This window comes from Lacinutrix undariae (assembly GCF_052934785.1).
In genome coordinates, this window is record NZ_CM128809.1 from 403,129 (window position 1) to 429,230 (window position 26,102).

The window sequence follows — 26,102 nt, forward strand, 5'->3', positions numbered from 1 at the left end:
TTTTTTTATCTAAATATTACACGTAAACTTCAAGTAGTTTTGCTTGAGAAGCTTCTATTTGAAATGTTTTTATTGCCGCTGGAAGCAGTATAGTTTCTCCTTGATTAATAGTTTCTATGCCGTTAGCCGTTATGATTTTAGCTTCGCCTTCAACACAGATATATATAAGAAATGAATTATGAGTGTTTGCTTTATCTAAACAATTATTTACATCCATATAATTAGTTGTAAAGTATGGACAACTTACCATAGTATTAGATGTGTTTTCTGCTTTTGAATAGTTGACTCTAAAGTTGTCTTCCATATCAAAATTAAAAGCATCAATCGCTAAATCGTTATGTAACTCACGCTCATTACCTTGATCATCTACACGATCCCAATCATATACACGATAAGTGATATCACTAGTTTGTTGAATTTCAGCAAGCATAACCCCTGCTCCAATAGCATGTACACGACCTACATCAATAAAATAAGTGTCTCCTGCTTTTACTTTATCGATATTTAAAATTTCTGGTAATGTTTTAGCGTCAAGATGTTTCAAGTAAGTTTCAGCATTCATGTCTCGATTAAAACCTACAATTAAATTAGAAGCTTCATCAGCTTGTATAACGTACCACATTTCAGTTTTTCCAAATGAATTATGTCGTTTTGCCGCCAATGCATCATTAGGGTGCAACTGGATTGATAAATCTTGTTTTGCGTCTATAAATTTTATAAGTAGTGGAAATGTATTTCCGAAGGTATTATAATTATCGGTTCCTATTAAATCACCTTGATACCGCTCTAACAATACTTTTAAAGAAGTGCCTTTTAGTACGCCATTAGCAACAACAGAAGTATCACCTTCTACATCACTAATTTCCCAACTTTCACCAGCATGAAGCGATACAGTATCTTTATGTAAAATATGTTTTAATTTTTGTCCGCCCCAAATTTTTTCTTTTAAAATGGGTTGAAATTTTAGAGGATAGAGTGGTGTTTTCATTAGTCGCCTGAATAAGTTACAAAATTTCTAGGAGTTTCGTATAAAGTGATTTCTAGACTTAAATCATCATCTAATTTACAATTTATTTTGTTATAAATAACAACTGCTATGTTTTCGGCTGTAGGATTTAAGTCTTTAAACTCTTCAACATCAAGGTTTAAATTTTTATGGTCAAAAGCATCTTCAATTTCAATTTTAATAATCTCTTTTAAAATCTTCATGTCAATTACATAACCCGTTTCCTGATTAATTTCACCTGTAACACTTACAATTAAATCGTAGTTATGCCCATGAAAGTTAGGGTTATTACATTTTCCAAAAATGGCATCGTTCTTTTCAAAACTCCAGTCTTTTCTGTACAATCTGTGTGCGGCATTAAAATGAGCCTTTCTACTAACGGTTACTTTCATTATGTAATGTTTATATGTTGGTAAAACTTCTCGAAAATAATTTTAAACCATGCGGTATATAGTTCTGGTTGTCTTTCAATATCGGTTTTAACAGCTTCTAAATCCATCCATTTCCATGCTTCAACTTCATCTGGATTAATATTAGGATTTTCATTAAAATGGCCTAACATAATATGATCAAATTCATGTTCTGTCAATCCGTTATCAAATGGTGCTTTGTAAATAAAAGATATGGTTTCTTTTAAGTCTGTAACAAAACCCATTTCTTCCATTAAACGGCGTTTTCCTGCTTCAATATTACTTTCACCTTCACGTTGATGGCTACAACAAGTGTTGGTCCAAAGTAATGGTGAGTGGTATTTATGTGCTGCGCGTTGTTGCAACATCAATTCATTTTTATCATTAAAAACAAATACTGAAAAGGCACGATGTAGCAATGCTTTTTCGTGTGCTTCCATTTTAGCCATAAGGCCTATTTGTTCATCCTTTTCGTTAACGAGAATTACCTGCTCTTCTTTCATATCGTAAAAATACCAAGTAAAATTTAAAATAAACCGTATCTATATGATAAAATTATAAAAGCGATAAGCACAAACATTTTTATTGCATTTAATAATAGTATCTTTGCAACCTATTTTTTGAAGAATACTATGAGTTTTATAAAAGAAATTAACAGGCGAAGAACCTTTGGAATTATCTCGCATCCCGATGCCGGAAAAACCACTTTAACAGAAAAATTATTATTATTTGGTGGGGCCATCCAAGAAGCTGGTGCAGTAAAAAGTAATAAAATAAAAAAAGGAGCTACAAGTGACTTTATGGAAATTGAACGTCAGCGTGGAATTTCGGTAGCAACGTCAGTTTTAGCTTTTGAATATAATGGTATAAAAATAAACATTCTTGATACTCCTGGTCACAAGGATTTTGCTGAAGATACCTTTAGAACACTTACTGCTGTAGATAGTGTAATTGTTGTTATAGATGTTGCAAAAGGGGTTGAGGAACAAACTGAGAAATTAGTTGAAGTTTGCCGTATGCGAAACATTCCAATGATTGTATTCATTAATAAAATGGATAGAGAAGGTAAAGATGCCTTTGATTTATTGGATGAAGTTGAACAAAAATTAGGTTTAAAAGTAGTACCGCTAAGTTTTCCTATTGGAATGGGTTATGATTTTAAAGGTATCTATAACATTTGGGAAAAAAATGTTAATCTTTTTAGTGGTGATAGTAGAAAAGATATTGAAGAAACTGTTGAAATTTCAGATTTATCAGATTCAAAATTAGATGAGATTGTAGGAAAAACTGCTGCCGATACGCTTAGAGAAGAAATAGAATTAGTAGAAGGAATTTATCCTGAATTTAATAAAGAAAGCTACCTAAACGGTGAACAACAACCTGTGTTTTTTGGTTCGGCATTAAATAATTTTGGTGTTAGAGAGTTATTAGACTGTTTTGTAGACATTGCGCCTACACCAAGACCTAAGCAAAGTGAAGAACGTTTGGTATTACCTACCGAAGATAAGTTTTCGGGGTTTGTATTTAAAATACACGCCAACATGGATCCTAATCACCGTAATCGTTTAGCCTTTGTGAAAATTGTTTCGGGTGAATTTAAAAGAAATGCGCCTTACTTGCATGTACGCCATAATAAAAAAGTAAAATTTTCTAGTCCGAATGCCTTTTTTGCTGAGAAAAAGGAAATTGTAGACATCTCATATCCTGGTGATATTGTTGGTTTACAAGATACCGGGACCTTTAAAATTGGAGATACTTTAACTGAAGGAGAAATTCTTAACTATAAAGGTGTTCCAAGTTTTTCACCAGAACATTTTAGATACATTAATAATGCTGATCCGTTAAAATCAAAACAATTATTTAAAGGGATTGATCAATTAATGGATGAAGGAGTAGCACAATTATTTACTTTAGAACTTAATGGTAGAAAAGTAATTGGTACTGTTGGAGCACTGCAATACGAAGTAATACAATACCGTTTGGAACATGAATATGGTGCCAAATGTACTTATGAAAATCTAAATGTATTTAAGGCCTGCTGGGTAGAACCAGAAGATCCTAAAAATGACGAATACAAAGAATTTGTAAGAGTGAAACAACGTTATTTAGCCAAAGACAAACAAAATCAATTGGTATTTTTAGCCGATTCATCTTTTTCGTTACAAATGACGCAACAAAAATATCCAAGTATAAAATTCCACTTTGTAAGTGAGTTTAAATAAGAATTTGTAAACGAGTATAAAACTAGATTTATTATTAGAACAAAAAAATCGCAAAATGTAAATTTTGCGATTTTTTTGTTCTATAAATTAAGCTTGGCCTGTTGGACCAAAGTTTAAAGGTATAGGGGGTTGCTCATAATCTTTGATTTCGCCATGGGCACTTTCAAATTTATTAACATTTTCTGCAAGCGCTTTTAATAAACGTTTTGCATGTTGTGGTGTTAATATAATTCTAGATTTCACTTTACTTTTAGGGGTACCAGGCATAATGCTTACAAAATCTACTACAAATTCTGAAACCGAATGATTTATAATTGCTAAGTTAGAATAGGTCCCTTCAGCAATTTTCTCATCTAATTCAATATTTATTTGTCCTGGTTTGTTTTGTTTATTATCGTCTGCCATAATATATTTTTAAGTGTTGTTATATAACATAAAATCCCGCTATTAACGGGATTTTAAGGTTTTTATGATATAATGAATGTTCCCTTTTTAAATAAGGCAACTAAACTATAGGTTTAAAACTAGTGTAATAAACCTATGTTCTATTTAGTTAAAATTCATTTCTTCTTTAGCTTTCATCATCTCATTAAATTCTGCTTTAGATCCAACGATAATACTTTCGTATCTTCTTACACCGGTTCCTGCAGGAATTCTATGACCAACAATTACATTTTCTTTAAGACCTTCAAGGTAATCAATCTTACCATTTACAGCAGCTTCATTAAGAACCTTAGTAGTTTCCTGGAATGATGCAGCAGATATAAACGATTTAGTTTGTAACGATGCTCTTGTAATACCTTGTAAGATTGGAGTTGCAGTAGCTGGTTGCGCTTCACGAGCAGTAGCTAATTGTTTGTCCTCTCTACGTAATATTGAGTTTTCGTCTCTTAATTCACGTAATGTAATAATCTGACCTGGTTTAAGTGTACTAGAGTCACCAGCATCTTCAACTACTTTTAATCCGAAAATTTTATCATTTTCTTCAATAAAGTCAGCTTTATGAGCTAATTGATCTTCTAAGAATATTGTATCTCCAGAATCAATAATTTTTACTTTACGCATCATTTGTCTTACAACAACCTCAAAGTGCTTATCATTAATTTTCACACCTTGTAAACGGTATACTTCTTGTACTTCGTTTACTAAGTATTGTTGTACTGCAGATGGCCCTTTAATGTTTAAGATATCGTTTGGTGTTATAGAACCATCAGATAAAGGAATACCAGCTTTTACAAAATCATTTTCTTGTACAAGAATCTGACTTGATAATTTAACTAAGTATTTCTTAATATCTCCTGTTTTAGATTCTATAATAATCTCACGATTACCACGTTTAATTTTACCGAAAGATACAACACCATCAATAGCACTTACTACTGCTGGGTTAGAAGGATTACGTGCTTCAAATAATTCAGTTACACGTGGTAAACCTCCTGTAATATCCCCTGCTTTAGCAGAAGTACGAGGAATTTTAACTAAAATCTTACCGATTTCAATTTTCTCATCGGTATCTACCATGATGTGAGCACCTACTGGTAAATTGTATGAACGAATAGTTTCTCCTTTTGCATCATCAATATGAAGTGTTGGGATTAACTTTTTATTTCTAGATTCAGAAATTACTTTTTCTTGGAATCCTGTTTGTTCATCAATTTCAACTTGGTAAGTTATCCCTTGTTCGATGTTTTCGTAACGTACTTTACCAGCAAATTCCGAAATAATAACACCATTATATGGATCCCATGCACAAATTACATCATCTTTCTTAACTTTATCTCCATTCTTAACATATACAAATGATCCGTAAGGAATGTTGTTATTACTTAATGTGATACCTGTTTTAGCATCTACCAATTTAAGTTCAGAAGTACGAGATATTACTACATCTACTTCATTCCCTTCGTTGTCTGTTGATTTTACAGTTTTTAGGTCTTCTATTTCAGCAATACCATCAAACTTAACTGTTAGTTTGTTGTCTTCTGAAATGTTTCCTGCAATACCCCCTACGTGGAATGTACGAAGTGTTAACTGTGTACCAGGTTCTCCAATTGATTGTGCAGCAACTACACCTACAGCTTCACCTCTTTGTACCATTTTACCGGTTGCAAGGTTACGTCCGTAACATTTAGAGCAAATTCCTTTTTTAGCTTCACATGATAATGCTGAACGTACTTCGATAGACTCTAATGCAGAGGCTCCAATACGTTTTGCTATATTATCGTGAATATGATCTCCTGCTGCAACTAAAAGTTCTTCTGTTATTGGATCATATACATCGTTTAATGACGTACGCCCAACAATTCTGTCTTCTAATTTTTCAACAATCTCTTCATTTTTCTTTAATGCTGATACTGAAATACCTCTTAATGTTCCACAGTCTTCACTGTAAATAATTACATCTTGAGATACATCTACTAAACGACGTGTTAAGTAACCTGCATCGGCAGTTTTAAGTGCTGTATCGGCAAGTCCTTTACGAGCACCGTGAGTAGAGATAAAGTATTCTAAAATTGAAAGACCTTCCTTAAAGTTAGAAAGAATTGGATTTTCAATAATAGATCCCCCACCTGCGGTAGATTTTTTAGGTTTCGCCATTAATCCACGCATACCTGTTAACTGACGAATTTGTTCTTTAGAACCCCTTGCACCAGAATCAAGCATCATAAACACCGAGTTGAATCCTTGTTGGTCTTCACGAATACGTTTCATTGACAGTTCAGTCAATTCAGCATTTGTAGACGTCCAAATATCAATAACCTGGTTATAACGTTCGTTATTTGTAATAAGTCCCATATTATAGTTACCCATAATACCATCAACTAAACCGTTAGCTTTGTCAATAAGAGCTGGTTTTTCAGCAGGAATAATAATGTCACCTAAACTGAATGATAATCCACCTTGGAATGCAAATTTATAACCTAGAGTTTTTATCTCATCAAGAAAATCAGCCGTTTCCGGTACACTTGTAGCTTTTAAAATGCCATGGATAATATCTCTAAGAGATTTTTTTGTTAAGACTTCATTTATATATCCTGCTGCAGCTGGAACTTTTTCGTTGAAAAGTACACGTCCTACAGTAGTTTCTATAATTCTTGTAATGTGTTCTCCTTCTTCGTTAACATCATGTGTTCTTACTTTGATACCGGCATTAAGTTCTACCTTTTTCTCATTGTAAGCAATAGTTACCTCTTCTGGAGAATAAAATGTTAAGCCTTCACCTAATACTGTATAATCTGCAGTATTTAATCTGTGCTTGGTCATATAGTAAAGACCAAGTACCATATCCTGAGATGGTACAGTAACTGGAGCACCATTTGCAGGGTTTAAGATATTGTGAGATGCTAACATTAACATTTGCGCCTCTAAAATAGCTTCAGGTCCTAACGGCAAGTGAACTGCCATCTGGTCACCATCAAAATCGGCATTAAATGCAGTACACACTAATGGGTGAAGTTGAATAGCTTTTCCTTCAATTAATTTAGGTTGGAACGCTTGGATACCAAGTCTGTGTAACGTAGGAGCACGATTTAAAAGAACTGGATGTCCTTTTAAAACATTTTCTAAGATATCCCAAACTACAGGTTCTTTACGGTCTATAATTTTCTTTGCAGATTTTACTGTTTTTACAATTCCTCTTTCAATTAGTTTTCTAATTACAAAAGGTTTGTAAAGTTCAGCTGCCATATTTTTAGGCAATCCACATTCGTATAATTTTAATTCAGGTCCTACAACAATTACAGAACGTGCAGAATAATCAACACGCTTACCAAGTAAGTTTTGACGGAAACGCCCTTGCTTACCTTTAAGTGAATCTGATAATGATTTTAATGGTCTGTTAGAATCTGTTTTTACTGCAGATGATTTACGTGTGTTATCAAATAATGAATCTACTGATTCTTGTAACATACGTTTTTCATTACGTAAAATCACTTCTGGTGCTTTTATCTCAACTAATCTTTTAAGACGGTTGTTACGGATAATTACACGACGATAAAGATCATTTAAATCTGATGTTGCAAAACGACCACCATCTAATGGTACTAATGGACGTAATTCTGGCGGAATGATTGGAATGGCTTTCATTATCATCCATTCTGGTCTATTCTCACGGTGTGCATTAGAATCTCTAAACGCTTCAACAACTTGTAAACGTTTTAACGCTTCGGTTTTACGTTGTTTAGAGGTTTCGTTATTTGCTTTATGACGTAAATCATAAGATAATTCATCTAAATTGATACGTCCTAAAATGTCTATTAAACATTCTGCTCCCATTTTAGCGATAAACTTGTTTGGGTCTGTATCATCAAGATATTGGTTATCTTGCGGTAAAGTCTCTAAAACATTTAAATATTCTTCTTCTGTTAAGAAGTCCATTTTTTGAAGAGGTTCACCTTCGGCATTATTAGCGTTACCTGGTTGAATTACTACATAACGTTCGTAGTAAATAATCATATCTAATTTCTTAGATGGTAATCCTAATAAGTATCCTATTTTGTTTGGTAAAGAACGGAAATACCAGATATGAGCTACAGGAACCACTAAATTAATGTGTCCTACTCTGTCTCTACGTACTTTTTTCTCTGTTACTTCAACACCACAACGGTCACAAACAATTCCTTTGTAACGTATTCTTTTATATTTACCACAAGCACATTCAAAATCCTTAACAGGACCAAAAATACGCTCACAGAATAAACCATCTCTTTCTGGTTTATGTGTTCGATAATTAATAGTTTCAGGTTTTAAAACCTCTCCTCTAGATGCTGCTAAAACAGACTCAGGCGATGCTAAACCAATAGAGATTTTATTAAATCTCTGTACTGTATTTTTATCTTGTTTTTTTGCCATAATTTTATAGTAATCAGTTGTAGTGTGTAGTCTTCAGTTACTTTATAAATGAAGACTACAACTACGTACTAAAATTTATTCTTCTAATCTAATATCTAACCCTAGTCCTTTCAATTCGTGCATAAGTACGTTGAAAGATTCAGGTAGTCCTGGTTCTGGCATTGGCTCTCCTTTTACGATAGCTTCGTAAGTTTTAGCTCTACCTATAACATCATCAGATTTTACTGTTAAGATCTCACGTAAAGTTGCTGAAGCTCCATAAGCCTCTAGTGCCCAAACTTCCATCTCTCCAAAACGTTGACCCCCAAATTGAGCTTTACCTCCAAGTGGTTGTTGTGTAATAAGTGAGTATGGTCCTATTGAACGTGCGTGCATCTTATCATCAATCATGTGACCTAATTTAATCATATAAATTACCCCAACAGTTGCAGGTTGATCAAAACGATCTCCTGTTCCACCATCGTATAGGTAAGTATGACCAAATCTTGGTACACCAGCTTCGTCTGTAAATCCATTAATTTGATCTAAAGTAGCTCCGTCAAAAATTGGTGTCGCATAAGTACGTCCTAATTTTTGTCCTGCCCAACCTAATACAGTTTCATAGATCTGTCCAATGTTCATACGAGATGGTACACCTAACGGATTTAATACAATATCTACTGGAGTTCCGTCTGCTAAGAAAGGCATATCTTCTTGACGTACAATACGTGCAACAATACCTTTATTACCGTGACGTCCTGCCATTTTATCCCCTACTTTAAGTTTACGTTTTTTGGCAACGTATACTTTAGCAAGTTTGATGATTCCTGCTGGTAACTCATCTCCTACAGATATAGTAAACTTCTCACGTCTTAATGAACCTTGTAAGTCGTTTTCTTTTATTTTGTAGTTGTGAATTAAATCAGCAACAAGTGCGTTAATATGATCGTCGGTTGTCCAAATTCCTGATGTTAAGTGCGTATAGTCATCTACAGCGTTTAGCATTTTTAAGGTATATTTTTTACCTTTTGGAATAATTTCTTCACCTAAATCGTTAAAGATACCTTGTGCAGTTTTTCCGTTTACGATTACAAATAATTTTTCAATTAAAACTTCTTTTAATTCGTCAAATTTTCTGTAGTAAATGTTCTCTAAAGCTTCGATATCTTCTTTATCTTTAGCTCTCTTACGTTTATCTTTTACTGCTCTAGCAAATAATTTTTTATCGATAACTACACCATGTAATGATGGTGAAGCTTTAAGCGAAGCATCTTTTACATCTCCTGCTTTATCTCCAAAAATTGCTCTAAGAAGTTTTTCTTCTGGTGTTGGATCAGATTCCCCTTTTGGTGTAATTTTTCCGATAAGGATATCACCTGGTTTAATTTCTGCTCCAATACGAATCATACCATTTTCGTCAAGGTCTTTTGTAGCCTCTTCCGATACGTTAGGGATATCATTAGTTAACTCTTCGTTTCCTAATTTTGTATCTCTTACTTCTAATGAGTATTCATCAATATGGATAGATGTAAATACATCGTCTCTAACAACTTTTTCTGAAATTACAATTGCATCCTCAAAGTTATACCCTTTCCAAGGCATAAAGGCTACTTTCATATTTCTACCAAGTGCTAACTCTCCATTTTCAGTTGCATAACCTTCACAAAGTACTTGTCCTTTTTCAACTTTATCACCTTTCACAACGATAGGTTTAAGGTTGATATTGGTACCTTGATTGGTTTTTCTGAATTTTACTAAAGGATATGTTTTAGTGTCACTTTCAAAGCTAACCATTGCAGCTTCTTCAGTACGTTCATATCTAATAGTTACTTTTTGAGCATCTACATACTCAACAGTTCCTGCGCCTTCTGCATTAATTAAAACTCTAGAGTCTCTTGCAACTTGACGTTCTAAACCTGTACCTACAATTGGTGCTTGTGGTTTTAATAACGGTACTGCTTGACGCATCATATTAGATCCCATCAGGGCTCTATTTGCATCATCATGCTCTAAGAAAGGAATTAAAGATGCCGAGATTGAAGCAATTTGATTTGGTGCTACATCTGTATAATTTACATTTACAGGATCTATTACCGGGAAATCACCTTCTTGTCTCGAAATAATTTTGTCTTCTAGTATTTTACCGTTCTCATCAATTTTAATATTGGCTTGAGCGATAAGCATACCTTCTTCTTCTTCAGCACTTAAATAAGTTGGTGCATTTTTAATGTCAACAACTCCATTTTCAGATTTTCTATATGGGGTTTCAATGAATCCCATTCCGTTTACTTTCGCATAAACAGATAATGAAGATATCAATCCAATATTTGGTCCCTCAGGAGTTTCAATTGGACAAAGTCTTCCGTAGTGTGTATAGTGAACATCACGTACCTCAAAACCTGCTCTTTCTCTTGATAAACCTCCAGGTCCTAATGCTGAAAGACGACGCTTGTGCGTAATCTCTGCAAGAGGATTGGTTTGATCCATAAATTGAGATAACTGGTTGGTACCGAAGAATGAATTAATTACTGATGATAATGTTTTCGCATTAATTAAATCAATAGGTGTAAATACTTCGTTATCACGAACGTTCATACGTTCACGAATTGTACGTGCCATACGTGCTAAACCAACACCAAATTGAGAAGATAATTGTTCACCTACTGTACGTACACGACGGTTAGATAAGTGATCAATATCATCAATCTCAGCTTTTGAGTTGATAAGCTCGATTAAATATTTTATGATAGTAATGATATCTTCTTTGGTAAGCACTTGCTTATCCATACCGATATCTAACTGTAATTTTTTGTTCATTCTGTAACGTCCAACTTCTCCAAGAGAATAACGTTGGTCAGAAAAGAATAATTTGTCAATAATACCACGCGCTGTCTCCTCATCTGGCGGCTCAGCATTACGTAGTTGACGGTAAATGTGTTCTACAGCTTCTTTTTCAGAATTGGTTGGATCCTTTTGAAGTGTATTATGTATAATAGCGTAATCTCCTTGTTGTGCACTTTCTTTATGTAAAAGAATAGTTTTTACACCTGCGTCAAGAATTTCTTCTATATTATCTTTATCTATTATTGTATCACGATCTAAAACAATTTCGTTACGTTCAATAGATACTACTTCACCAGTATCTTCATCAACGAAATCTTCATGCCATGTGTTAAGTACACGTGCAGCAAGTTTACGACCTATTACTTTTTTTAATCCTGATTTAGAAACTTTTACTTCTTCTGCAAGATCAAAAATCTCAAGAATATCTTTATCGCGTTCAAAACCGATTGCTCTGAATAAAGTAGTTACAGGTAATTTTTTCTTTCTATCAATGTAAGCATACATTACTTGATTGATATCTGTGGCGAATTCTATCCAAGATCCTTTAAAAGGGATTACTCTGGCAGAATATAATTTGGTTCCATTCGCGTGGAATGACTGACTAAAGAATACTCCTGGAGATCTGTGTAATTGAGAAACAACAACACGTTCTGCTCCATTAATACAGAAAGTACCACTAGGTGTCATGTAAGGAATTGTACCTAAGTATACATCTTGAACGATAGTTTCGAAGTCTTCATGTTCAGGATCTGTACAATACAATTTTAACCTTGCTTTTAACGGAACACTGTAAGTTAGACCTCTTTCAATACATTCTTCAAGACAGTATCTTGGTGGATCAATAAAGTAATCCAGGAATTCCAAAACAAATTGATTACGTGTGTCTGTAATAGGGAAATTTTCCATGAAGGTGTTATACAGACCTTCATTCCCTCTTTCTTCAGATTTAGTCTCTAATTGGAAAAAATCCTGGAAGGATTTGATTTGAATATCCAAGAAATCGGGATATTCAGTTCTATTTACAATAGAAGAGAAATTTAATCTTTCAGCTTTTTTTGCTAACATCGATGAACGAGATTTTGATTAAAAAAAAATTGTTTTTTCTATGTATACCTTTATATACACAAAAGGGTTTAGGTCTTAGAGACAATCTCTAGACCTAAACCATAATTTGTTATGAGTTGTGCTTACTTAAGCTCAACCTCAGCTCCTGCTTCTTCTAACTGTGCTTTTAATGCTTCAGCTTCATCTTTAGAAACTGCTTCTTTGATAGGGCTTGGTGCTCCATCAACTAATCCTTTAGCTTCTTTTAATCCTAAACCAGTTAATTCTTTAACTAATTTTACAACTGCTAACTTAGAAGCACCTGCTGCTTTTAAGATAACATCGAATTCAGTTTGCTCATCGGCAGCTTCACCACCTGCAGCACCTCCAGCAGCAACTGCTACAGCAGCAGCAGCAGGCTCAATACCGTACTCATCTTTTAATATAGTTGCTAATTCGTTAACTTCTTTTACTGTTAAGTTAACTAATTGTTCTGCGAAATCTTTTAAATCTGCCATTTTTCTATCGTTTTAATAAATTTTAATAATAATATAATTGTAATAAAGTGCGTACTATTTAATACTATTCTGATTTCTCAGAAAGTGTTTTAAGAATACCTGCTAGTTTACCTCCACTAGATTTAAGAGCTGAAACAACGTTCTTAGCTGGTGATTGTAATAATGCTATTACATCTCCAATTAACTCTTCTTTAGATTTGATATCAACTAACATGTCTAACTGATCATCACCAATGTAAACTGCTTCTTCAATAAAAGCTCCTTTAAGCAATGGCTTATCAGATTTTTTACGAAATGCTTTGATTACTTTTGCTGGTGCGTTTCCAGTTTCAGAATACATTACAGACGTATTGCCTTTAAGTACTGATGGTAAATTTCCAAACTCACGGTCTGAAGCTTCCATAGCCTTAGATAATAATGTATTTTTTACTACAGCTAATTTTACGTTTGCTTTAAAACAAGCACGACGTAAATCTGAAGTGTTTCCTGCATTTAATCCAGACATATCTGCAAGATATATATTTGCATTATCTGCTAATTGAGCAGTCAACTCTTCAATTACTTGTGATTTTTCTTCTCTTGTCATAATATAAAAGTTTAACTACTAACCAATTTTAGTATCTATTGATATACTTGGACTCATAGTAGAAGACATAAAGATGCTTTTTACGTATGTTCCTTTAGCAGCAGTAGGTTTAAGTTTCATTATTGTAGATAACAATTCTTCAGCATTTCCTACAAGTTTATCTGCAGTAAATGACGCTTTCCCAATAGGAGCGTGAATAATACCTGTTTTGTCTACTTTGAAATCTATTTTCCCTGCTTTTACTTCGCTTACAGCTTTAGCAACATCCATAGTTACAGTTCCTGTTTTAGGATTAGGCATTAAACCTCTTGGCCCTAAAACACGTCCTAATGGACCTAATTTACCCATGATACTTGGCATTGTAACGATAACGTCAACATCTGTCCAACCATCTTTGATTTTTTGTAAATATTCGTCTAAACCTACGTAGTCTGCTCCTGCAGCTTTTGCTTCTTCTTCCTTATCTGGAGTAACAAGTGCTAATACTTTCATATCTTTACCTGTTCCATGAGGAAGAGAAACTACACCTCTTACCATTTGATTTGCTTTACGTGGATCTACTCCTAATCTAATAGCTAAATCTACTGACGCGTCAAATTTCGTGTAAGTTATTTCTTTTAATAAAGCCGAAGCTTCTTCAAGAGAGTAAGTTTTGTTTTTCTCAACTTTAGCTCTTGCGTCTTTTTGATTTTTTGTCATTCTTGCCATTTCAAAAATTTTTTAGTTAGGTGCTTCACCGCCATTAACAGTGATACCCATTGATCTTGCAGTTCCTGCAACCATTTTCATAGCAGATTCAATTGTAAATGCATTTAAATCTTGCATCTTATCTTCTGCTATTGCTTTAACTTGATCCCAAGTTACTTTAGCTACTTTCTTTCTGTTCGGTTCTCCAGATCCTTTTTTTACTTTGGCCGCTTCTAATAATTGTACTGCAGCTGGTGGTGTTTTTATTACGAAATCAAATGATTTGTCTTTGAAAACAGATATAACAACAGGTAGAACTTTTCCAGCTTTATCCTGGGTTCTAGCGTTGAACTGTTTACAAAACTCCATAATATTAACTCCAGCAGCTCCTAAAGCGGGTCCTACCGGTGGCGATGGATTCGCAGCACCTCCCCGAACTTGTAATTTAACTACTTTACTTAATTCTTTTGCCATTTTACTGTGTTTTGTTTTGTATATCTTTTATTGTGGAAGCAAAAAAGACATACGGCTTTGTATGTAACAATTATTAAATTTTTTCAACTTGCATATAACTTAATTCTAATGGTGTTTTTCTTCCAAATATTTTTACCATTACTTCAAGTTTGCGTTTTTCTTCGTTTATCTTCTCGATAGTACCATCGAATCCATTAAATGGTCCATCAATAACTTTAACTGTTTCTCCTAATGTAAATGGTATTGCTACATTTGCATCAGCATCAACAGTAAGTTCATCAACTTTACCTAACATTCTATTTACTTCAGATTGTCTTAATGGTACAGGATCTCCTCCTTTTACTTCACCAAGAAAACCAATAACGTTAGTTATTGATTTGATAATATGTGGTATTTCTCCACTTAAGTTGGCTTGAATCATAATGTAACCTGGAAAATATACACGTTCTTTGTGTAATTTTTTCCCATTACGTATCTGAATCACTTTCTCTGTAGGAACTAAAACTTGATCAACATAATCTTCTAAACCTAATCGAGAAATTTCACTCTCAATATAAGCTTTAATCTTATTTTCTTGACCGCTTACAGCTCTAACTACGTACCACTTCTTATTTACACTAGTTTCAGACATTCAATTATTTTTCTTTAGTTCTTAATCCAACTAAAATAGGTTTCAATAACATTACTAAAAACAGTGTCAATACCCCAAACAGTAAGAGCGAATACAATAGAAAACACAGCAACTAGTACTGTTAAACTTTGCGCTTCTGCCCATGTTGGCCACGTCACGTTGTTTTTTAATTCATCAAAAGATTCCTTTACGTAATTTACAATTCCTGCCATCTGTTTTTTTATTAGCACGGGCGGAGAGACTCGAACTCCCGACACCTGGTTTTGGAGACCAGTGCTCTACCAACTGAGCTACGCCCGTAAATATTAATCAAGGCATCTCGTTAGAGACGCCTTAATTATAATATTTGATTTTATAATTTAATCTAAAATTTCAGTTACCTGACCAGCACCTACTGTTCTACCACCTTCACGGATAGCGAAACGTAAACCTATGTTCATTGCAATTGTTTGAATTAACTCAACTGTAATTGTAAGGTTATCTCCTGGCATTACCATTTCAACTCCATCAGGAAGCATAATGTTACCAGTTACATCCGTTGTACGTACGTAAAACTGTGGACGGTAGTTGTTATGGAATGGAGTGTGACGTCCACCTTCTTCTTTCTTAAGGATATAAACCTCAGCTTTGAATTTTTTATGTGGTGTTACAGATCCTGGCTTAACGATTACCATACCTCTAGAGATTTGAGATTTCTCAATTCCTCTTAATAAGATACCAGCGTTATCTCCAGCTTCTCCTCTATCTAATATTTGACGGAACATTTCGATTCCTGTAATAGTAGATGTTAATTTTTCAGCACCCATACCAATAATCTCTACAGGATCTCCTGTATTAGCGATACCAGTTTCGATACGTCCTGTTGCTACAGTTCCACGTCCTGTAATTGAAAATACATCTTCAATAGGCATAAGGAAATCTTTATCAACTTCTCTTAATGGTTCTTCGATCCAAGCATCAACTTGAGCCATCAATTCCATTACTGTATCAACCCATTTTTGCTCACCGTTAAGTGCTCCTAATGCAGATCCAGCTACTACAGGTCCATTATCTCCATCATACTCATAGAAAGATAATAAATCTCTGATTTCCATTTCTACTAATTCTAGTAACTCTTCATCATCAACCATATCCACTTTATTCATGAATACAACCATACGAGGAATTCCTACCTGACGACCTAATAAGATGTGCTCACGTGTTTGTGGCATAGGACCATCAGTTGCAGCTACTACTAAGATAGCACCATCCATTTGTGCAGCACCAGTTACCATGTTCTTTACGTAATCGGCGTGACCTGGACAGTCAACGTGTGCGTAATGACGATTTTCTGTTGCGTACTCTACGTGTGAAGTATTAATTGTTATACCTCTTTCTTTTTCTTCTGGAGCGTTATCAATTTGATCGAAATCTCTTGCTTCTGATAAACCTGCATCAGCTAATACTTTAGTAATAGCAGCAGTTAAAGTTGTTTTACCGTGATCTACGTGTCCAATTGTACCAATATTTAAATGTGGTTTTGAACGATCGAAAGTTGCCTTTGCCATGTTTAATTTATTTTAATCTTATTTAATATTAATGTTCAAAAATTTAATTTTGTTTCTTTTAGTTGAGCCAATGACGAGAATTGAACTCGTGACCTCTTCCTTACCAAGGAAACGCTCTACCCCTGAGCTACACCGGCGTAAAGTTTTCATTCCCTATCTGCTTTTAAAACCACATTAATGACTTCAAAAAAAGGATGCTTACTTTCGTAAGAACTTAGAGCGAGAGACCAGGTTCGAACTGGCGACATTCAGCTTGGAAGGCTGACGCTCTACCAACTGAGCTACTCTCGCATTTATAATTACTTTCGTAACTAATGGTTTTCAATATTTTAATGTGTGGATTGATTTTTAACCCTATTTAAGACGAGCTTAAATCACTTTGTTTTGATTAACGTGTGCAAAAATACGCTTTTACTTTGAGTTAATCTAATAAAATTTGTGGGGAGAGCAGGATTCGAACCTGCGAAGACGTAGTCAGCAGATTTACAGTCTGCCCTCGTTGGCCGCTTGAGTATCTCCCCAATACGATTAAAACTTAAAAAATAAATTTTAATCTTTTTTATTTCAGTACTTCAAAAGAACTTTAAAAAGAGCCGATGGAGGGACTCGAACCCACGACCTGCTGATTACAAATCAGCTGCTCTAGCCAGCTGAGCTACATCGGCTTTTTAATTACTTTCTTATCATTAAAAAAGCCCGCTATTTCTAACGGACTGCAAATGTAGAAAAATATTTATTTAATCAAAACATTTTTTTAATATTTTTATTATAAATGTGCTCTTAATTTTTCTTTTTTCTTTTTTAACTGTCTTTCAAGCGACGAAACGGCAACGTCTACTCCCTCTTCAAAGGTTTTACATTGTTTCTTCACAACTAGTGTATCTCCAGGGATACTTACTGTTGCTTCAAATATTTTATTTTCTTTCTCGCTTGTGTTTTCGACTTTTAGGTACACATCCGACTGAATTATTTTATCGTAAAATAAATCTAACTTGTCCATACGCTTTTGAATGAAGTCTATTAACTTTTGATCTGCGTTAAAGTTGACTGATTGCGTGTTTACTTTCATACTCTTCTTTTTTTAAGTGGTTAGACATAATCTTTTATTGTCATTTCTTACTTCTTGGGTGTGTATTTGCGTACACTTTTTTTAATTCGGCTATACTATTATGCGTATAAACCTGAGTTGCTGCTAGACTTGAATGTCCTAGAAGTTCTTTTACAGCATTTAAATTTGCACCTTGATTTAGTAAATGAGTTGCAAATGAGTGCCTTATTATATGCGGACTCGTTTTTACCTTTGTAGATGCTTTACTAAAATAATCATTTATAATTCTGTACACAAGTCTTTCGTAAATTTTCACACCCTTTTTTGTTAAAAATAATTGTGTGTAATCTGTAATTGTCTCTAAATTAATCCTTAGGCTTAAATACTCTTTTATAGTATCGCATACCGATGGAATTAAAGGGATGTATCTTTCTTTATTTCGTTTTCCTAAAACTTTTAAAGTCTGGTTTGAAAGATCAATATCTGTGAGTTGTAATTGTACGAGTTCAATACGTCTTATTCCTGTGGCATAAAACAATTCTACTATTAACCGGTTTCTTACACCTTCAAAAGAGGTTTCATTTTTTAATTCTTGTAAGACTGTATTTATTTCATTTTCTGAAAACGGAATTTGAATGGTTTTCTTCACTTTTAATGCTTTATGTTTCTCTAATGGGTTATCGGAGATCATTTCTACTTTAAGTAAAAATTTATAAAACGTATTGAGTGTTGATATTTTTCTATTAATAGTACGGTTTGAAAGCCCTTTATCTACTAAAGATACAATCCATGGTCTTATTTGCTGATAGTTTATGGCCACAATACCAGTTTCATATTCAGCTTGAATAAATTCTGAGAAATCTCGCAAATCTTTGGTGTAAGATTTAATAGTGAGTAACGAATAGTTTTTTTCGTGTAGTAGATATTCTGTAAATGAGTGTACGGGCATATATATAATATGAAAAATGAAGGTAAGAAATTTGCGCTGATATTATGTTAAAGTTATGGTATAAAAAAAGTCCTGCGATTATGCAGGACTTTTTACTTTGAAATATAATTGCAATTATATTGCTTCTCGATCTCTTAAGTTTTGAACATATTGAGCTTTTTGAACTTGTGCTCTTTTCGCTACAGATGGTTTAGTAAACTCTTTACCTGTTTGTAGTGCGCGTTTAGCTCCCGTTTTCATAAACTTTCGCTTGTAACGTTTTAATGCTCTATCTATATTTTCTCCTTCTTTAATTGGTATTATTAACATAGTGTCTTAACCTCCTCTCTTTTAGAATTTTTAAGGCTGCAAATATAAAAAGTATTTTATGACTAACAATTAAAAACTTTAAAAATATTATTGTTTAAATAAAGAGGCTCTTTGCGTTAAGTCTTTTATGAGTTGCTCATCTTCTTCACTCTCTAATAAAATGTTATAATTTAACCAAAAATCTTTATTATAAGGTTTTGCTGAAAAAATATCGGCATCCCATTTACCTTCTAGTGTTTTAGCGATGATTTGTTTGTCTTCTATAATTTCTGAAAATAGTATTTCTTGAATCGCATAATAGTAGCGTTTTTCATTAAAATATTTATTTTTTTCTGCTTCGCTTACTTTTTCTTTAGATTTATATCCTACGTTAACCAGCTTTGGCGTTTCGTAATACATATAATTAGGATACATTTTTTCATTGTATTCCATATAGGTAATTACCAATTTATGATTTAACTGTGTTCCAAAAAGCGTTTTGCTTCTGCTTTTTTGCGGTTTTGAAGCTGCTACTAATTCATACTCCAACTTTTTAATAGCATAATTATCCCAGTAAACATAAATCCAACCTTGGGGATGAAAACCTTCGTTATAAATTCCTTCGGTATCTAATCCAACAAATTCTAGACCTTCTGAAATTTTAATTTTATAGATTTTTCTTGCATTATCAACCAATACAGTATCTAATTCAAAATGATGTTTTTTCAACATATCAGGACCAAATAGTGCATTTTCAACATTTGAATTTCTTATAACATTTAGTTTTCCTTGAAAAAGGTTTTCTAATCCGTTAATTCTGGTGTCATTCCATTTTATAGCTTTCACTAATGACGATGTTTTAATGGTGTCTCGTCTTAATCCTGTTGATTTTAGATTTTTATTGGCTTTATTTCGTTTTAAGTATGAATAATATGAAAACAGACTATCTACTTCACGTAAATCGTAACTTTTACGCATCTCATCAACATTTACCTTTAAGAAATCTTTTGATGGTGCAGCATATCCTGAATCATAAATTGTAATTGCACTCTCAATAAGCCATTTAAATTCTTTAGTATTTCGTTCTTTATGACGTAAAAATCCTTTTTGAATATATGCTGAATCGGGCAAGTTTTCTGGTAATTTCTCAAGTGCTTTAAGCATAATATCATTACCAGTTTTAGGACGTTTTTCGGCAATTAGGATAATTTCATCTAAAGCAGCAACGTCTTCTTCAAGGTAAACATCAAAAGAATTATCAAATTCATTAACAGGTATTTTGTAACTTTTATAACCTATAGAAGATATAATAAGTGTATCGGTTGCAAATTCTTGAGGTACTTGCAATACAAATTTCCCATCTTGATTACTTACTGTACCAATAGTTGTGTTTTTTACATATATACTTGCGCTCTCAATTGGAATTAGAGAGGTGAAGTCTACAATTTTATTTTTCACTTCGGTTTGTGAAGTTGCAAAAATTGTAAATAAAAATACGCTTACAGTAAACAGTTGTTTTGTAATGTTGAATTTCATAGTTATTATTTTATATCTAAGATATTATAAAAAAATTGGTTTAAAAAAAAACCTACTTAAAAGCAGGTTTTTAATATTTATAATTCTGGATTAGCGATAGTTCTTAACTCCGCTTGAACAGACAGTAAGTTTATATCATTATTATTTTAGCAAATAAAAAATAATTTTTGCTAAAATGCTAATATAATTAATGCTTAACCGCTGGCTTGTACTCTTTCTTATCGATTACCATTTTAGCAAATAAAAAATAATTTTCGCTAAAACACCAATCTAATTAATGCTTAACCGCTGGCTTATACTCTTTCTTATCGATTACCATTTTAGAAAATTGAAAATAATTTTCGCTAAAACACCAATCTAATTAATGCTTAACCGCTGGCTTGTACTCTTTCTTATCGATTACCATTTTAGCGATAATCTCTCTAAGGATTTCAGAAGTTCCTCCTCCAATTGGTCCTAATCTACTATCACGAGCTAAGCGTGCCATTGGATAATCTTCCATATAACCATAACCTCCTAACATTTGAAGACATTGATAAATAACTTCATCTGACATTTTTGTAGAACGTAGTTTAGAAATAGTTGCTTCTTTTACAACGTATTCATTTTTATCTAATCTCGCGGCTACTGTGTAATTAAATTCTTTACACACTTCCATATCTGCATAGCAATCTGCCATTGTATGACGAAGTGCTTGAAATTTATTTATTGATTGCCCAAATGCTTGACGTTCACCCATATATTTCACAGCATATTCTAAAGCAAATTCAGCTTTAGCATGTGCATTAATTCCCATAATTAAACGTTCGAAAGCAAAATGTTGCATAATGTATGGAAAACCTTTTCCTTCTTCACCCATTAAATGGCTTGCAGGAATTATAACATTATCGAAAGCTATTTCTCCGGTATCACTAGCTCTCCAACCTAATTTATCTAACTTAGTTGCGCTAACTCCTTTTGTATCTCTATCTACAATAAACATACTTATTCCTTTATTACCAAGTTCAGGACTTGTTTTGGCTGCAACAACGATATAGTCGCTATACACACCGTTTGTAATAAATGTTTTAGAGCCATTAATAACGTAGGTATCTCCTTTTTTCACAGCTGTAGTGCGCATTCCTGCAACATCACTACCTCCAAAAGGTTCGGTTACTGCCATAGCACCAATAAACTCTCCTGTAATACTTTTTGTTAGATATTTTTGTTTTATTTCTTCGCTTCCTTCTGCATTAACATGCGTCATTGCTAAGTAAGCATGTGCCCACATTGCTGCTGCAAAACCTCCAGAATTCACTTTTTGAAGTTCTTCTAAGAAGATAACGGTATAAAACAAATCTAAATCCATACCTCCATAAGCTTCAGGATATGCGATTCCGAAAAACCCCATTTCACCAAATTTCTCCCATATAAAACGTTCTATATGACCTGTTTTTTCCCATTTTTCAATGTGAGGCACAACTTCTTTATTTAAAAAATCGGCTAAACTTTGTCTAAATAAATTATGCTCTTCAGTGAAGTATCTATTGTCCATTTTTATTATATTCTAGTTAAGCCGTAAATATAACTTAATTATCTCTAATTTTTTAAGCGGAAAGTCTATAACTTTTACTAAATCCTCAAAAGAGTCAAATCCTTCATGTAGTGTTCTATACTCTATAATGTTATGAGCTATTTCATAATCTATAAATTTAATAGTTACTAATTCGTCTTTTGATGCTGTGTTTAAATTAATTTTAGTAATTGCTTTTGGAGTTTTTAAACTGAAAGATTTTTTTAGCTCCTCAATAGTTTCTGGTTTTAGACCATAAATTTCATTCAGTTCCACAATAGATGCAAATCCGTTATGTTTTGTTCTGTAGTTAATAATACTATTTGCGTAGTACTCACCTATTCCGTAAACCTTTTGTAGCTGGGTTGAAGTTGCAATGTTTAAATCTATTTTCTGCGCTTCGGATTTTGGTTTATTTGTTTTGAAAGATGCTGTGTATTGTTTTTTAGGATTAGTGACCCATTCTGGAAACTTAAAAAATGGAGAGATTTCTGCTAGAAGAGAATCAGACACCTGAGTTACTTTCTGAAAATCTTTAATAGAATTCACCCACTTATCTTTTTCCCTAAAGCGATGTAATCTATCTATTTCTTCTGGAGTCATTCCTAAAGTATAACCTTTATAATCGGTTATAAAATTAGGGTTGAAGGGATAAATCTTCGGTTTATTTTCAATAGTCTTTACCGCTTTAAGTGAATCGATTTCATGCTGAAAAACGGCTAATTTATGGGTATCTACGTTTATATCTTCCGAAGGAAAATCAAAAAAATAATACGCAACCTGACCAATAATAACTAAAGTTAATAACCACAAAATCCCATTCCGTTGCTTTTTAGTAAACGTAAAATGGGATTTTATGTGATTCATATTATGTGTTTATGTTACATATGCTTGGTGATGTCTTCATGGCCATCCTCTAAAGCGTCTTTTTTAATTGTGATTGCTCTAATATAACGTTTCATTTCTTCTCTTACTTTTGGGAATAAGAATAATAGACCAATCATATTAGGGAATACTAATGCTAATATCATGGCATCAGAGAATTTAATTACAGCATCTAATGTTACTGCAGCTCCAATGACGATAAAGATTAAGAATAAAATTTTGTAAACGATATCTGCAGCTTTACCTCTTCCGAATAAATATTTCCAAGATTGTAGTCCGTAGTATGACCAAGATACCATAGTTGAAAATGCAAATAATACAATTGCAATAGTAAGTATGTATGAGAAACCTGGTATAACAGCATCAAACGCCATAGATGTTAAATCTACACCTCCAATTGCTCCAGAACCATCATTTAAAAGTACGCTACTTCCTGATCCTCCACTTGCACCGTATTGAAATATACTTTGCATATTATCTCCATCAATATTAAAAAAGATAATTACTAAAGCTGTCATTGTACAAATTACAACCGTATCAATAAAGGGTTCTAAAAGCGCAACAACACCTTCTGAAGCTGGATATTTTGTACGTACTGCTGAATGTGCAATTGCTGCAGATCCTGCTCCTGCTTCATTTGAGAAAGCTGCACGTTGAAATCCTACAATAATAACTCCTACAACACCACCTAGCCCTGCCATAGGTGTAAAAGCACCTTCAAATATTAAAACAAATGCGTCATCAATATAAGAAATGTGAGCAAAAATGATGATTAATGATGCTATCACATAAATACCTGCCATAAATGGTACAATTTTTTCGGTAATTTTAGCAATACGCTTTATTCCTCCAATAATTACAATACCTACTAAAATAGCTAATATGATACCTATAATAAATCCTGAAGACCCACCTTTTAATCCAAATAATGAAATTAATTGTACTGTAGCTTGGTTAGATTGAAATGCGTTACCACCTCCAAAAGAAGCACCCACACAAAGTATAGCGAATAACCCTCCTAATATTTTACCTGCACCAGTAAATCCAATATCTTTTAACCCTTTTGATAGGTAATACATTGGACCTCCGTAAATAGTTCCATCCTCACCTACATCTCTATATTTAACACCTAATGTACATTCTACAAATTTTGTAGACATACCTATTAATCCACAAACTATCATCCAAAACGTTGCTCCAGGACCACCTAATGCGATAGCTACAGCTACACCCGCGATGTTACCTAAACCTACAGTTCCAGAAACGGCAGTAGCTAAGGCTTGAAAGTGAGAGACTTCTCCATGAGCACTTTCATCTCTTATAGTATCTTGAATATCTTCTTCGGCTAGTGCCTCGTCGTTATTATATAATTTATCTACACCATGCTTTTCAATATCAACATATTTTCCTCTTACTGTATTTATTGCAGTAATAAATTTAGTAAATGCAGGAAATCTAAAATAAATAGTAAAAAAAGTAGCTCCTAAAACAAGTAGTATTACAACAAAAGGGATATCATGCTCTCCAATTGGTACCGTTGTTAAAACAAAGCCCTCCCACCATTTTGCAACAGGCATAAAAGCATCATTTATTTTTTCATCTATTCCTTTCTCCTGAGCATCTTGAGCTATAGAAATAAATGGTAATATTAAGGTAAAAATTGAAAGAAGATATTTCTTCATAATAAGGTAATTGTTAGTTAGATTTTAATTAAAATTCAGTTAAAGTTTACAATATGCTAAAAAAAATCGATTTTTTAAAACATCTGTTGTTAAAAAGACTGCGTCTTTAGGTAATATTATAGGTGTAATTAAGTTTTTGAATTTGCTCTGGTCGTCCTAAAACAATGATTTTAGAGCCAACTCCCAACTGCATTTCAGCTTCAGGATTTACAATATATTCTCCATTAGCGGCCTTATAACCAATTACGTTACAGCCGGTTTTGTTACGAAGATCTAAATCTTTAATGGTTTTAAGCTCTGAAATATCGTATAGTTTTTCAACAGCGACTTCTTCAATATTAATGTTTGACTCCCCCACGATAGATAAATTATCAATAAATTCGATTAAATCTGGAACTACAACTAAAGACGCCATGTGATCACCACCAATTCTATCTGGAAGAATTACATTATTTGCGCCTGCAAGTTTTAATTTCTTATAAGAAGTTTCTTGTGATGCACGACTAATAATATTCATTGTTTTATTAATTTGTCGTGCAGATAGAACCACAAATAAATTATCGGCATCATTAGGTAGTGCGCTTATTAATGTACTTGCCTTATCAATTCCTGCTTGTAATAAAATTTCATCTTCATTTGCATTTCCTAAAACAAAGGGAATATTTTCATTTTCATGTTTATCAATCAATTCTTTGTTTTGTTCAATAACCACAAATGCTTTGTTGTAAGCTAGCAACTTTACAGCTGCTTGTTTTCCGTTACGACCATATCCACAAATAATAATATGATTAGAAAAACCATCTATTTTTTTCTGCATTTTCTTTTGTTTTAATTCTTCAATATCATTTTTACTCAAAATATATTCCGTAATAATTGTTAAGGCATACCCCACAATAATCACACTTGCTAAAATTAAAAAAACTGTAAATATTTTTGAAGTATCGTCTAAAGGTTGAACTTCACCAAAACCAACTGTGGTAATAGTGATAACCGTCATGTAAAGGGCATCAACCCAAGAGTAATGAGACATTATTTTAAAACCCAAAACGCCTATACATAATAAAACAGACAGCAGTAAAACTGCCATATATATTTTGGTTCTAAAAAATTTTATAAGTGGATTTATCATATTTATAAATCAAATACCGAAGAGCGTTTTGTGTATAACAAATCTTTTATTTTCATCCAAAAGGCAAAAAACAAATACAAAGCGAAACCAAAACCTAAGGTCACAAAGGTGAGATACATAAAAGAGGTGCGCACTACTTTTGCTCGTATCCCTAATCTATCGGCAATACGTTGGCAAACATAATATCCTCGCTTTTGAAAATATAGCAGTGCTTTGTAAAAAATATTCATATTG

General features: G+C 33.2%; 23 protein-coding genes and 5 tRNA genes. 1 reads left to right on the forward strand and 27 read right to left on the reverse strand.

All coding sequences use genetic code 11. The features are described from left to right. Positions 1 to 16 precede the first annotated feature (16 nt). Genes ACU4C5_RS01895 through idi form a run of 3 tightly spaced genes read right to left on the reverse strand, consistent with a single transcriptional unit; the run spans position 17 to position 1,919 of the window. Positions 17 to 988, reverse strand: a complete 972-nt coding sequence (locus ACU4C5_RS01895; RefSeq protein WP_446845361.1) for a type I phosphomannose isomerase catalytic subunit — start codon at positions 986 to 988, stop codon at positions 17 to 19. Further along, positions 988 to 1,398: a 6-pyruvoyl trahydropterin synthase family protein gene (locus tag ACU4C5_RS01900; RefSeq protein ID WP_446845362.1), complete on the reverse strand. Its 411-nt coding sequence runs from the start codon at positions 1,396 to 1,398 to the stop codon at positions 988 to 990. Before ACU4C5_RS01900 ends, ACU4C5_RS01895 begins: the two co-directional genes overlap by 1 nt. Continuing rightward, the gene (gene idi / locus ACU4C5_RS01905; RefSeq protein ID WP_446845363.1) at positions 1,398 to 1,919 is read right to left on the reverse strand and encodes an isopentenyl-diphosphate Delta-isomerase; all 522 of its coding nucleotides are present in this window, start codon (positions 1,917 to 1,919) and stop codon (positions 1,398 to 1,400) included. The genes ACU4C5_RS01900 and idi overlap by 1 nt, the downstream gene beginning before the upstream one ends. Before the next feature lie 129 nt (positions 1,920 to 2,048). Between idi and ACU4C5_RS01910 the strand changes: the two genes are divergently transcribed. Continuing rightward, positions 2,049 to 3,638 carry a peptide chain release factor 3 gene (locus ACU4C5_RS01910; protein WP_446845364.1) on the forward strand — a complete coding sequence of 530 codons (1,590 nt, stop codon included), beginning with the start codon at positions 2,049 to 2,051 and terminating at the stop codon, positions 3,636 to 3,638. Between the two features lie 87 nt (positions 3,639 to 3,725). Here ACU4C5_RS01910 and ACU4C5_RS01915 read toward each other — a convergent pair whose 3' ends face one another. The 24 genes from ACU4C5_RS01915 to ACU4C5_RS02030 form a co-directional block, all read right to left on the reverse strand. Further along, complete coding sequence (locus ACU4C5_RS01915) at positions 3,726 to 4,043, reverse strand: DUF3467 domain-containing protein (RefSeq protein WP_446845365.1); 318 nt, start codon at positions 4,041 to 4,043, stop codon at positions 3,726 to 3,728. Positions 4,044 to 4,187: 144 nt separating this feature from the next. Beyond that, the gene (rpoC, locus tag ACU4C5_RS01920; RefSeq protein ID WP_446845366.1) at positions 4,188 to 8,489 is read right to left on the reverse strand and encodes a DNA-directed RNA polymerase subunit beta'; all 4,302 of its coding nucleotides are present in this window, start codon (positions 8,487 to 8,489) and stop codon (positions 4,188 to 4,190) included. Between the two features lie 75 nt (positions 8,490 to 8,564). Further along, on the reverse strand, positions 8,565 to 12,377 hold the full coding sequence (rpoB, locus tag ACU4C5_RS01925) for a DNA-directed RNA polymerase subunit beta (RefSeq protein WP_446845367.1): 3,813 nt from the start codon (positions 12,375 to 12,377) through the stop codon (positions 8,565 to 8,567). Positions 12,378 to 12,499: 122 nt separating this feature from the next. Then, complete coding sequence (rplL, locus tag ACU4C5_RS01930; protein WP_446845368.1) at positions 12,500 to 12,874, reverse strand: 50S ribosomal protein L7/L12; 375 nt, start codon at positions 12,872 to 12,874, stop codon at positions 12,500 to 12,502. A gap of 64 nt (positions 12,875 to 12,938) precedes the next feature. Beyond that, the gene (gene rplJ / locus ACU4C5_RS01935) at positions 12,939 to 13,460 is read right to left on the reverse strand and encodes a 50S ribosomal protein L10 (RefSeq protein WP_446845369.1); all 522 of its coding nucleotides are present in this window, start codon (positions 13,458 to 13,460) and stop codon (positions 12,939 to 12,941) included. Between the two features lie 18 nt (positions 13,461 to 13,478). Further along, complete coding sequence (gene rplA, locus ACU4C5_RS01940) at positions 13,479 to 14,168, reverse strand: 50S ribosomal protein L1 (RefSeq protein ID WP_446845370.1); 690 nt, start codon at positions 14,166 to 14,168, stop codon at positions 13,479 to 13,481. Between the two features lie 12 nt (positions 14,169 to 14,180). Continuing rightward, positions 14,181 to 14,621: a 50S ribosomal protein L11 gene (gene rplK, locus ACU4C5_RS01945; RefSeq protein ID WP_446845371.1), complete on the reverse strand. Its 441-nt coding sequence runs from the start codon at positions 14,619 to 14,621 to the stop codon at positions 14,181 to 14,183. Between the two features lie 73 nt (positions 14,622 to 14,694). Then, the gene (gene nusG / locus ACU4C5_RS01950; protein ID WP_446845372.1) at positions 14,695 to 15,252 is read right to left on the reverse strand and encodes a transcription termination/antitermination protein NusG; all 558 of its coding nucleotides are present in this window, start codon (positions 15,250 to 15,252) and stop codon (positions 14,695 to 14,697) included. A gap of 14 nt (positions 15,253 to 15,266) precedes the next feature. After that, positions 15,267 to 15,464 (reverse strand): preprotein translocase subunit SecE, encoded by a 198-nt coding sequence (secE, locus tag ACU4C5_RS01955; protein ID WP_446845373.1) that lies wholly within the window; start codon positions 15,462 to 15,464, stop codon positions 15,267 to 15,269. 15 nt (positions 15,465 to 15,479) lie between these two features. Next, positions 15,480 to 15,552: transfer RNA gene (locus tag ACU4C5_RS01960), tRNA-Trp, on the reverse strand. Positions 15,553 to 15,611: 59 nt separating this feature from the next. Further along, positions 15,612 to 16,799 (reverse strand): elongation factor Tu, encoded by a 1,188-nt coding sequence (gene tuf, locus ACU4C5_RS01965; protein WP_446845374.1) that lies wholly within the window; start codon positions 16,797 to 16,799, stop codon positions 15,612 to 15,614. A 65-nt stretch (positions 16,800 to 16,864) separates the two neighbouring features. Beyond that, positions 16,865 to 16,936: transfer RNA gene (locus ACU4C5_RS01970), tRNA-Thr, on the reverse strand. Positions 16,937 to 17,017: 81 nt separating this feature from the next. Then, positions 17,018 to 17,090, reverse strand: a tRNA-Gly gene (locus ACU4C5_RS01975). 148 nt (positions 17,091 to 17,238) lie between these two features. Then, positions 17,239 to 17,320: transfer RNA gene (locus ACU4C5_RS01980), tRNA-Tyr, on the reverse strand. Positions 17,321 to 17,390: 70 nt separating this feature from the next. Continuing rightward, positions 17,391 to 17,464: transfer RNA gene (locus tag ACU4C5_RS01985), tRNA-Thr, on the reverse strand. A gap of 101 nt (positions 17,465 to 17,565) precedes the next feature. Beyond that, complete coding sequence (gene hpf / locus ACU4C5_RS01990) at positions 17,566 to 17,868, reverse strand: ribosome hibernation-promoting factor, HPF/YfiA family (protein WP_446845375.1); 303 nt, start codon at positions 17,866 to 17,868, stop codon at positions 17,566 to 17,568. 40 nt (positions 17,869 to 17,908) lie between these two features. After that, positions 17,909 to 18,796, reverse strand: a complete 888-nt coding sequence (locus ACU4C5_RS01995; protein ID WP_446845376.1) for a tyrosine-type recombinase/integrase — start codon at positions 18,794 to 18,796, stop codon at positions 17,909 to 17,911. Between the two features lie 114 nt (positions 18,797 to 18,910). Continuing rightward, positions 18,911 to 19,105 carry a 30S ribosomal protein S21 gene (rpsU, locus tag ACU4C5_RS02000; protein ID WP_446845377.1) on the reverse strand — a complete coding sequence of 65 codons (195 nt, stop codon included), beginning with the start codon at positions 19,103 to 19,105 and terminating at the stop codon, positions 18,911 to 18,913. Positions 19,106 to 19,192: 87 nt separating this feature from the next. Next, a complete protein-coding gene (locus ACU4C5_RS02005; RefSeq protein ID WP_446845378.1) occupies positions 19,193 to 20,620 on the reverse strand; it encodes a carboxypeptidase-like regulatory domain-containing protein in 1,428 nt (475 codons plus the stop codon). 361 nt (positions 20,621 to 20,981) lie between these two features. Beyond that, positions 20,982 to 22,154, reverse strand: coding sequence for an acyl-CoA dehydrogenase family protein (locus tag ACU4C5_RS02010; RefSeq protein ID WP_446845379.1), 1,173 nt, complete (start codon positions 22,152 to 22,154; stop codon positions 20,982 to 20,984). Positions 22,155 to 22,166: 12 nt separating this feature from the next. Next, a complete protein-coding gene (locus tag ACU4C5_RS02015) occupies positions 22,167 to 23,039 on the reverse strand; it encodes a ComEA family DNA-binding protein (protein WP_446845380.1) in 873 nt (290 codons plus the stop codon). Positions 23,040 to 23,053: 14 nt separating this feature from the next. Further along, positions 23,054 to 24,739 carry an alanine/glycine:cation symporter family protein gene (locus ACU4C5_RS02020; RefSeq protein ID WP_446845381.1) on the reverse strand — a complete coding sequence of 562 codons (1,686 nt, stop codon included), beginning with the start codon at positions 24,737 to 24,739 and terminating at the stop codon, positions 23,054 to 23,056. Between the two features lie 106 nt (positions 24,740 to 24,845). Next, positions 24,846 to 25,868, reverse strand: a complete 1,023-nt coding sequence (locus tag ACU4C5_RS02025; protein ID WP_446845382.1) for a potassium channel family protein — start codon at positions 25,866 to 25,868, stop codon at positions 24,846 to 24,848. Between the two features lie 2 nt (positions 25,869 to 25,870). Next, positions 25,871 to 26,098, reverse strand: coding sequence for a PspC domain-containing protein (locus ACU4C5_RS02030; RefSeq protein ID WP_446845383.1), 228 nt, complete (start codon positions 26,096 to 26,098; stop codon positions 25,871 to 25,873). Positions 26,099 to 26,102: the final 4 nt, after the last annotated feature.

Bases quoted from the DNA above. Each gene is read 5' to 3' on its own strand.
- rplK (WP_446845371.1), bottom strand. From the start codon at position 14,621: ATGGCAAAAGAATTAAGTAAAGTAGTTAAATTACAAGTTCGGGGAGGT.
- ACU4C5_RS01910 (WP_446845364.1), top strand. From the start codon at position 2,049: ATGAGTTTTATAAAAGAAATTAACAGGCGAAGAACCTTTGGAATTATC.
- ACU4C5_RS01915 (WP_446845365.1), bottom strand. From the start codon at position 4,043: ATGGCAGACGATAATAAACAAAACAAACCAGGACAAATAAATATTGAA.
- ACU4C5_RS01895 (WP_446845361.1), bottom strand. From the start codon at position 988: ATGAAAACACCACTCTATCCTCTAAAATTTCAACCCATTTTAAAAGAA.
- rplJ (WP_446845369.1), bottom strand. From the start codon at position 13,460: ATGACAAGAGAAGAAAAATCACAAGTAATTGAAGAGTTGACTGCTCAA.
- ACU4C5_RS02020 (WP_446845381.1), bottom strand. From the start codon at position 24,739: ATGAAGAAATATCTTCTTTCAATTTTTACCTTAATATTACCATTTATT.
- ACU4C5_RS02010 (WP_446845379.1), bottom strand. From the start codon at position 22,154: ATGGACAATAGATACTTCACTGAAGAGCATAATTTATTTAGACAAAGT.
- ACU4C5_RS02025 (WP_446845382.1), bottom strand. From the start codon at position 25,868: ATGATAAATCCACTTATAAAATTTTTTAGAACCAAAATATATATGGCA.
- ACU4C5_RS02015 (WP_446845380.1), bottom strand. From the start codon at position 23,039: ATGAATCACATAAAATCCCATTTTACGTTTACTAAAAAGCAACGGAAT.
- ACU4C5_RS01995 (WP_446845376.1), bottom strand. From the start codon at position 18,796: ATGCCCGTACACTCATTTACAGAATATCTACTACACGAAAAAAACTAT.
- tuf (WP_446845374.1), bottom strand. From the start codon at position 16,799: ATGGCAAAGGCAACTTTCGATCGTTCAAAACCACATTTAAATATTGGT.
- rpoC (WP_446845366.1), bottom strand. From the start codon at position 8,489: ATGGCAAAAAAACAAGATAAAAATACAGTACAGAGATTTAATAAAATC.
- rplL (WP_446845368.1), bottom strand. From the start codon at position 12,874: ATGGCAGATTTAAAAGATTTCGCAGAACAATTAGTTAACTTAACAGTA.
- ACU4C5_RS02030 (WP_446845383.1), bottom strand. From the start codon at position 26,098: ATGAATATTTTTTACAAAGCACTGCTATATTTTCAAAAGCGAGGATAT.
- idi (WP_446845363.1), bottom strand. From the start codon at position 1,919: ATGAAAGAAGAGCAGGTAATTCTCGTTAACGAAAAGGATGAACAAATA.
- hpf (WP_446845375.1), bottom strand. From the start codon at position 17,868: ATGAAAGTAAACACGCAATCAGTCAACTTTAACGCAGATCAAAAGTTA.
- rpsU (WP_446845377.1), bottom strand. From the start codon at position 19,105: ATGTTAATAATACCAATTAAAGAAGGAGAAAATATAGATAGAGCATTA.
- secE (WP_446845373.1), bottom strand. From the start codon at position 15,464: ATGGCAGGAATTGTAAATTACGTAAAGGAATCTTTTGATGAATTAAAA.
- rpoB (WP_446845367.1), bottom strand. From the start codon at position 12,377: ATGTTAGCAAAAAAAGCTGAAAGATTAAATTTCTCTTCTATTGTAAAT.
- ACU4C5_RS01900 (WP_446845362.1), bottom strand. From the start codon at position 1,398: ATGAAAGTAACCGTTAGTAGAAAGGCTCATTTTAATGCCGCACACAGA.
- nusG (WP_446845372.1), bottom strand. From the start codon at position 15,252: ATGTCTGAAACTAGTGTAAATAAGAAGTGGTACGTAGTTAGAGCTGTA.
- ACU4C5_RS02005 (WP_446845378.1), bottom strand. From the start codon at position 20,620: ATGAAATTCAACATTACAAAACAACTGTTTACTGTAAGCGTATTTTTA.
- rplA (WP_446845370.1), bottom strand. From the start codon at position 14,168: ATGGCAAGAATGACAAAAAATCAAAAAGACGCAAGAGCTAAAGTTGAG.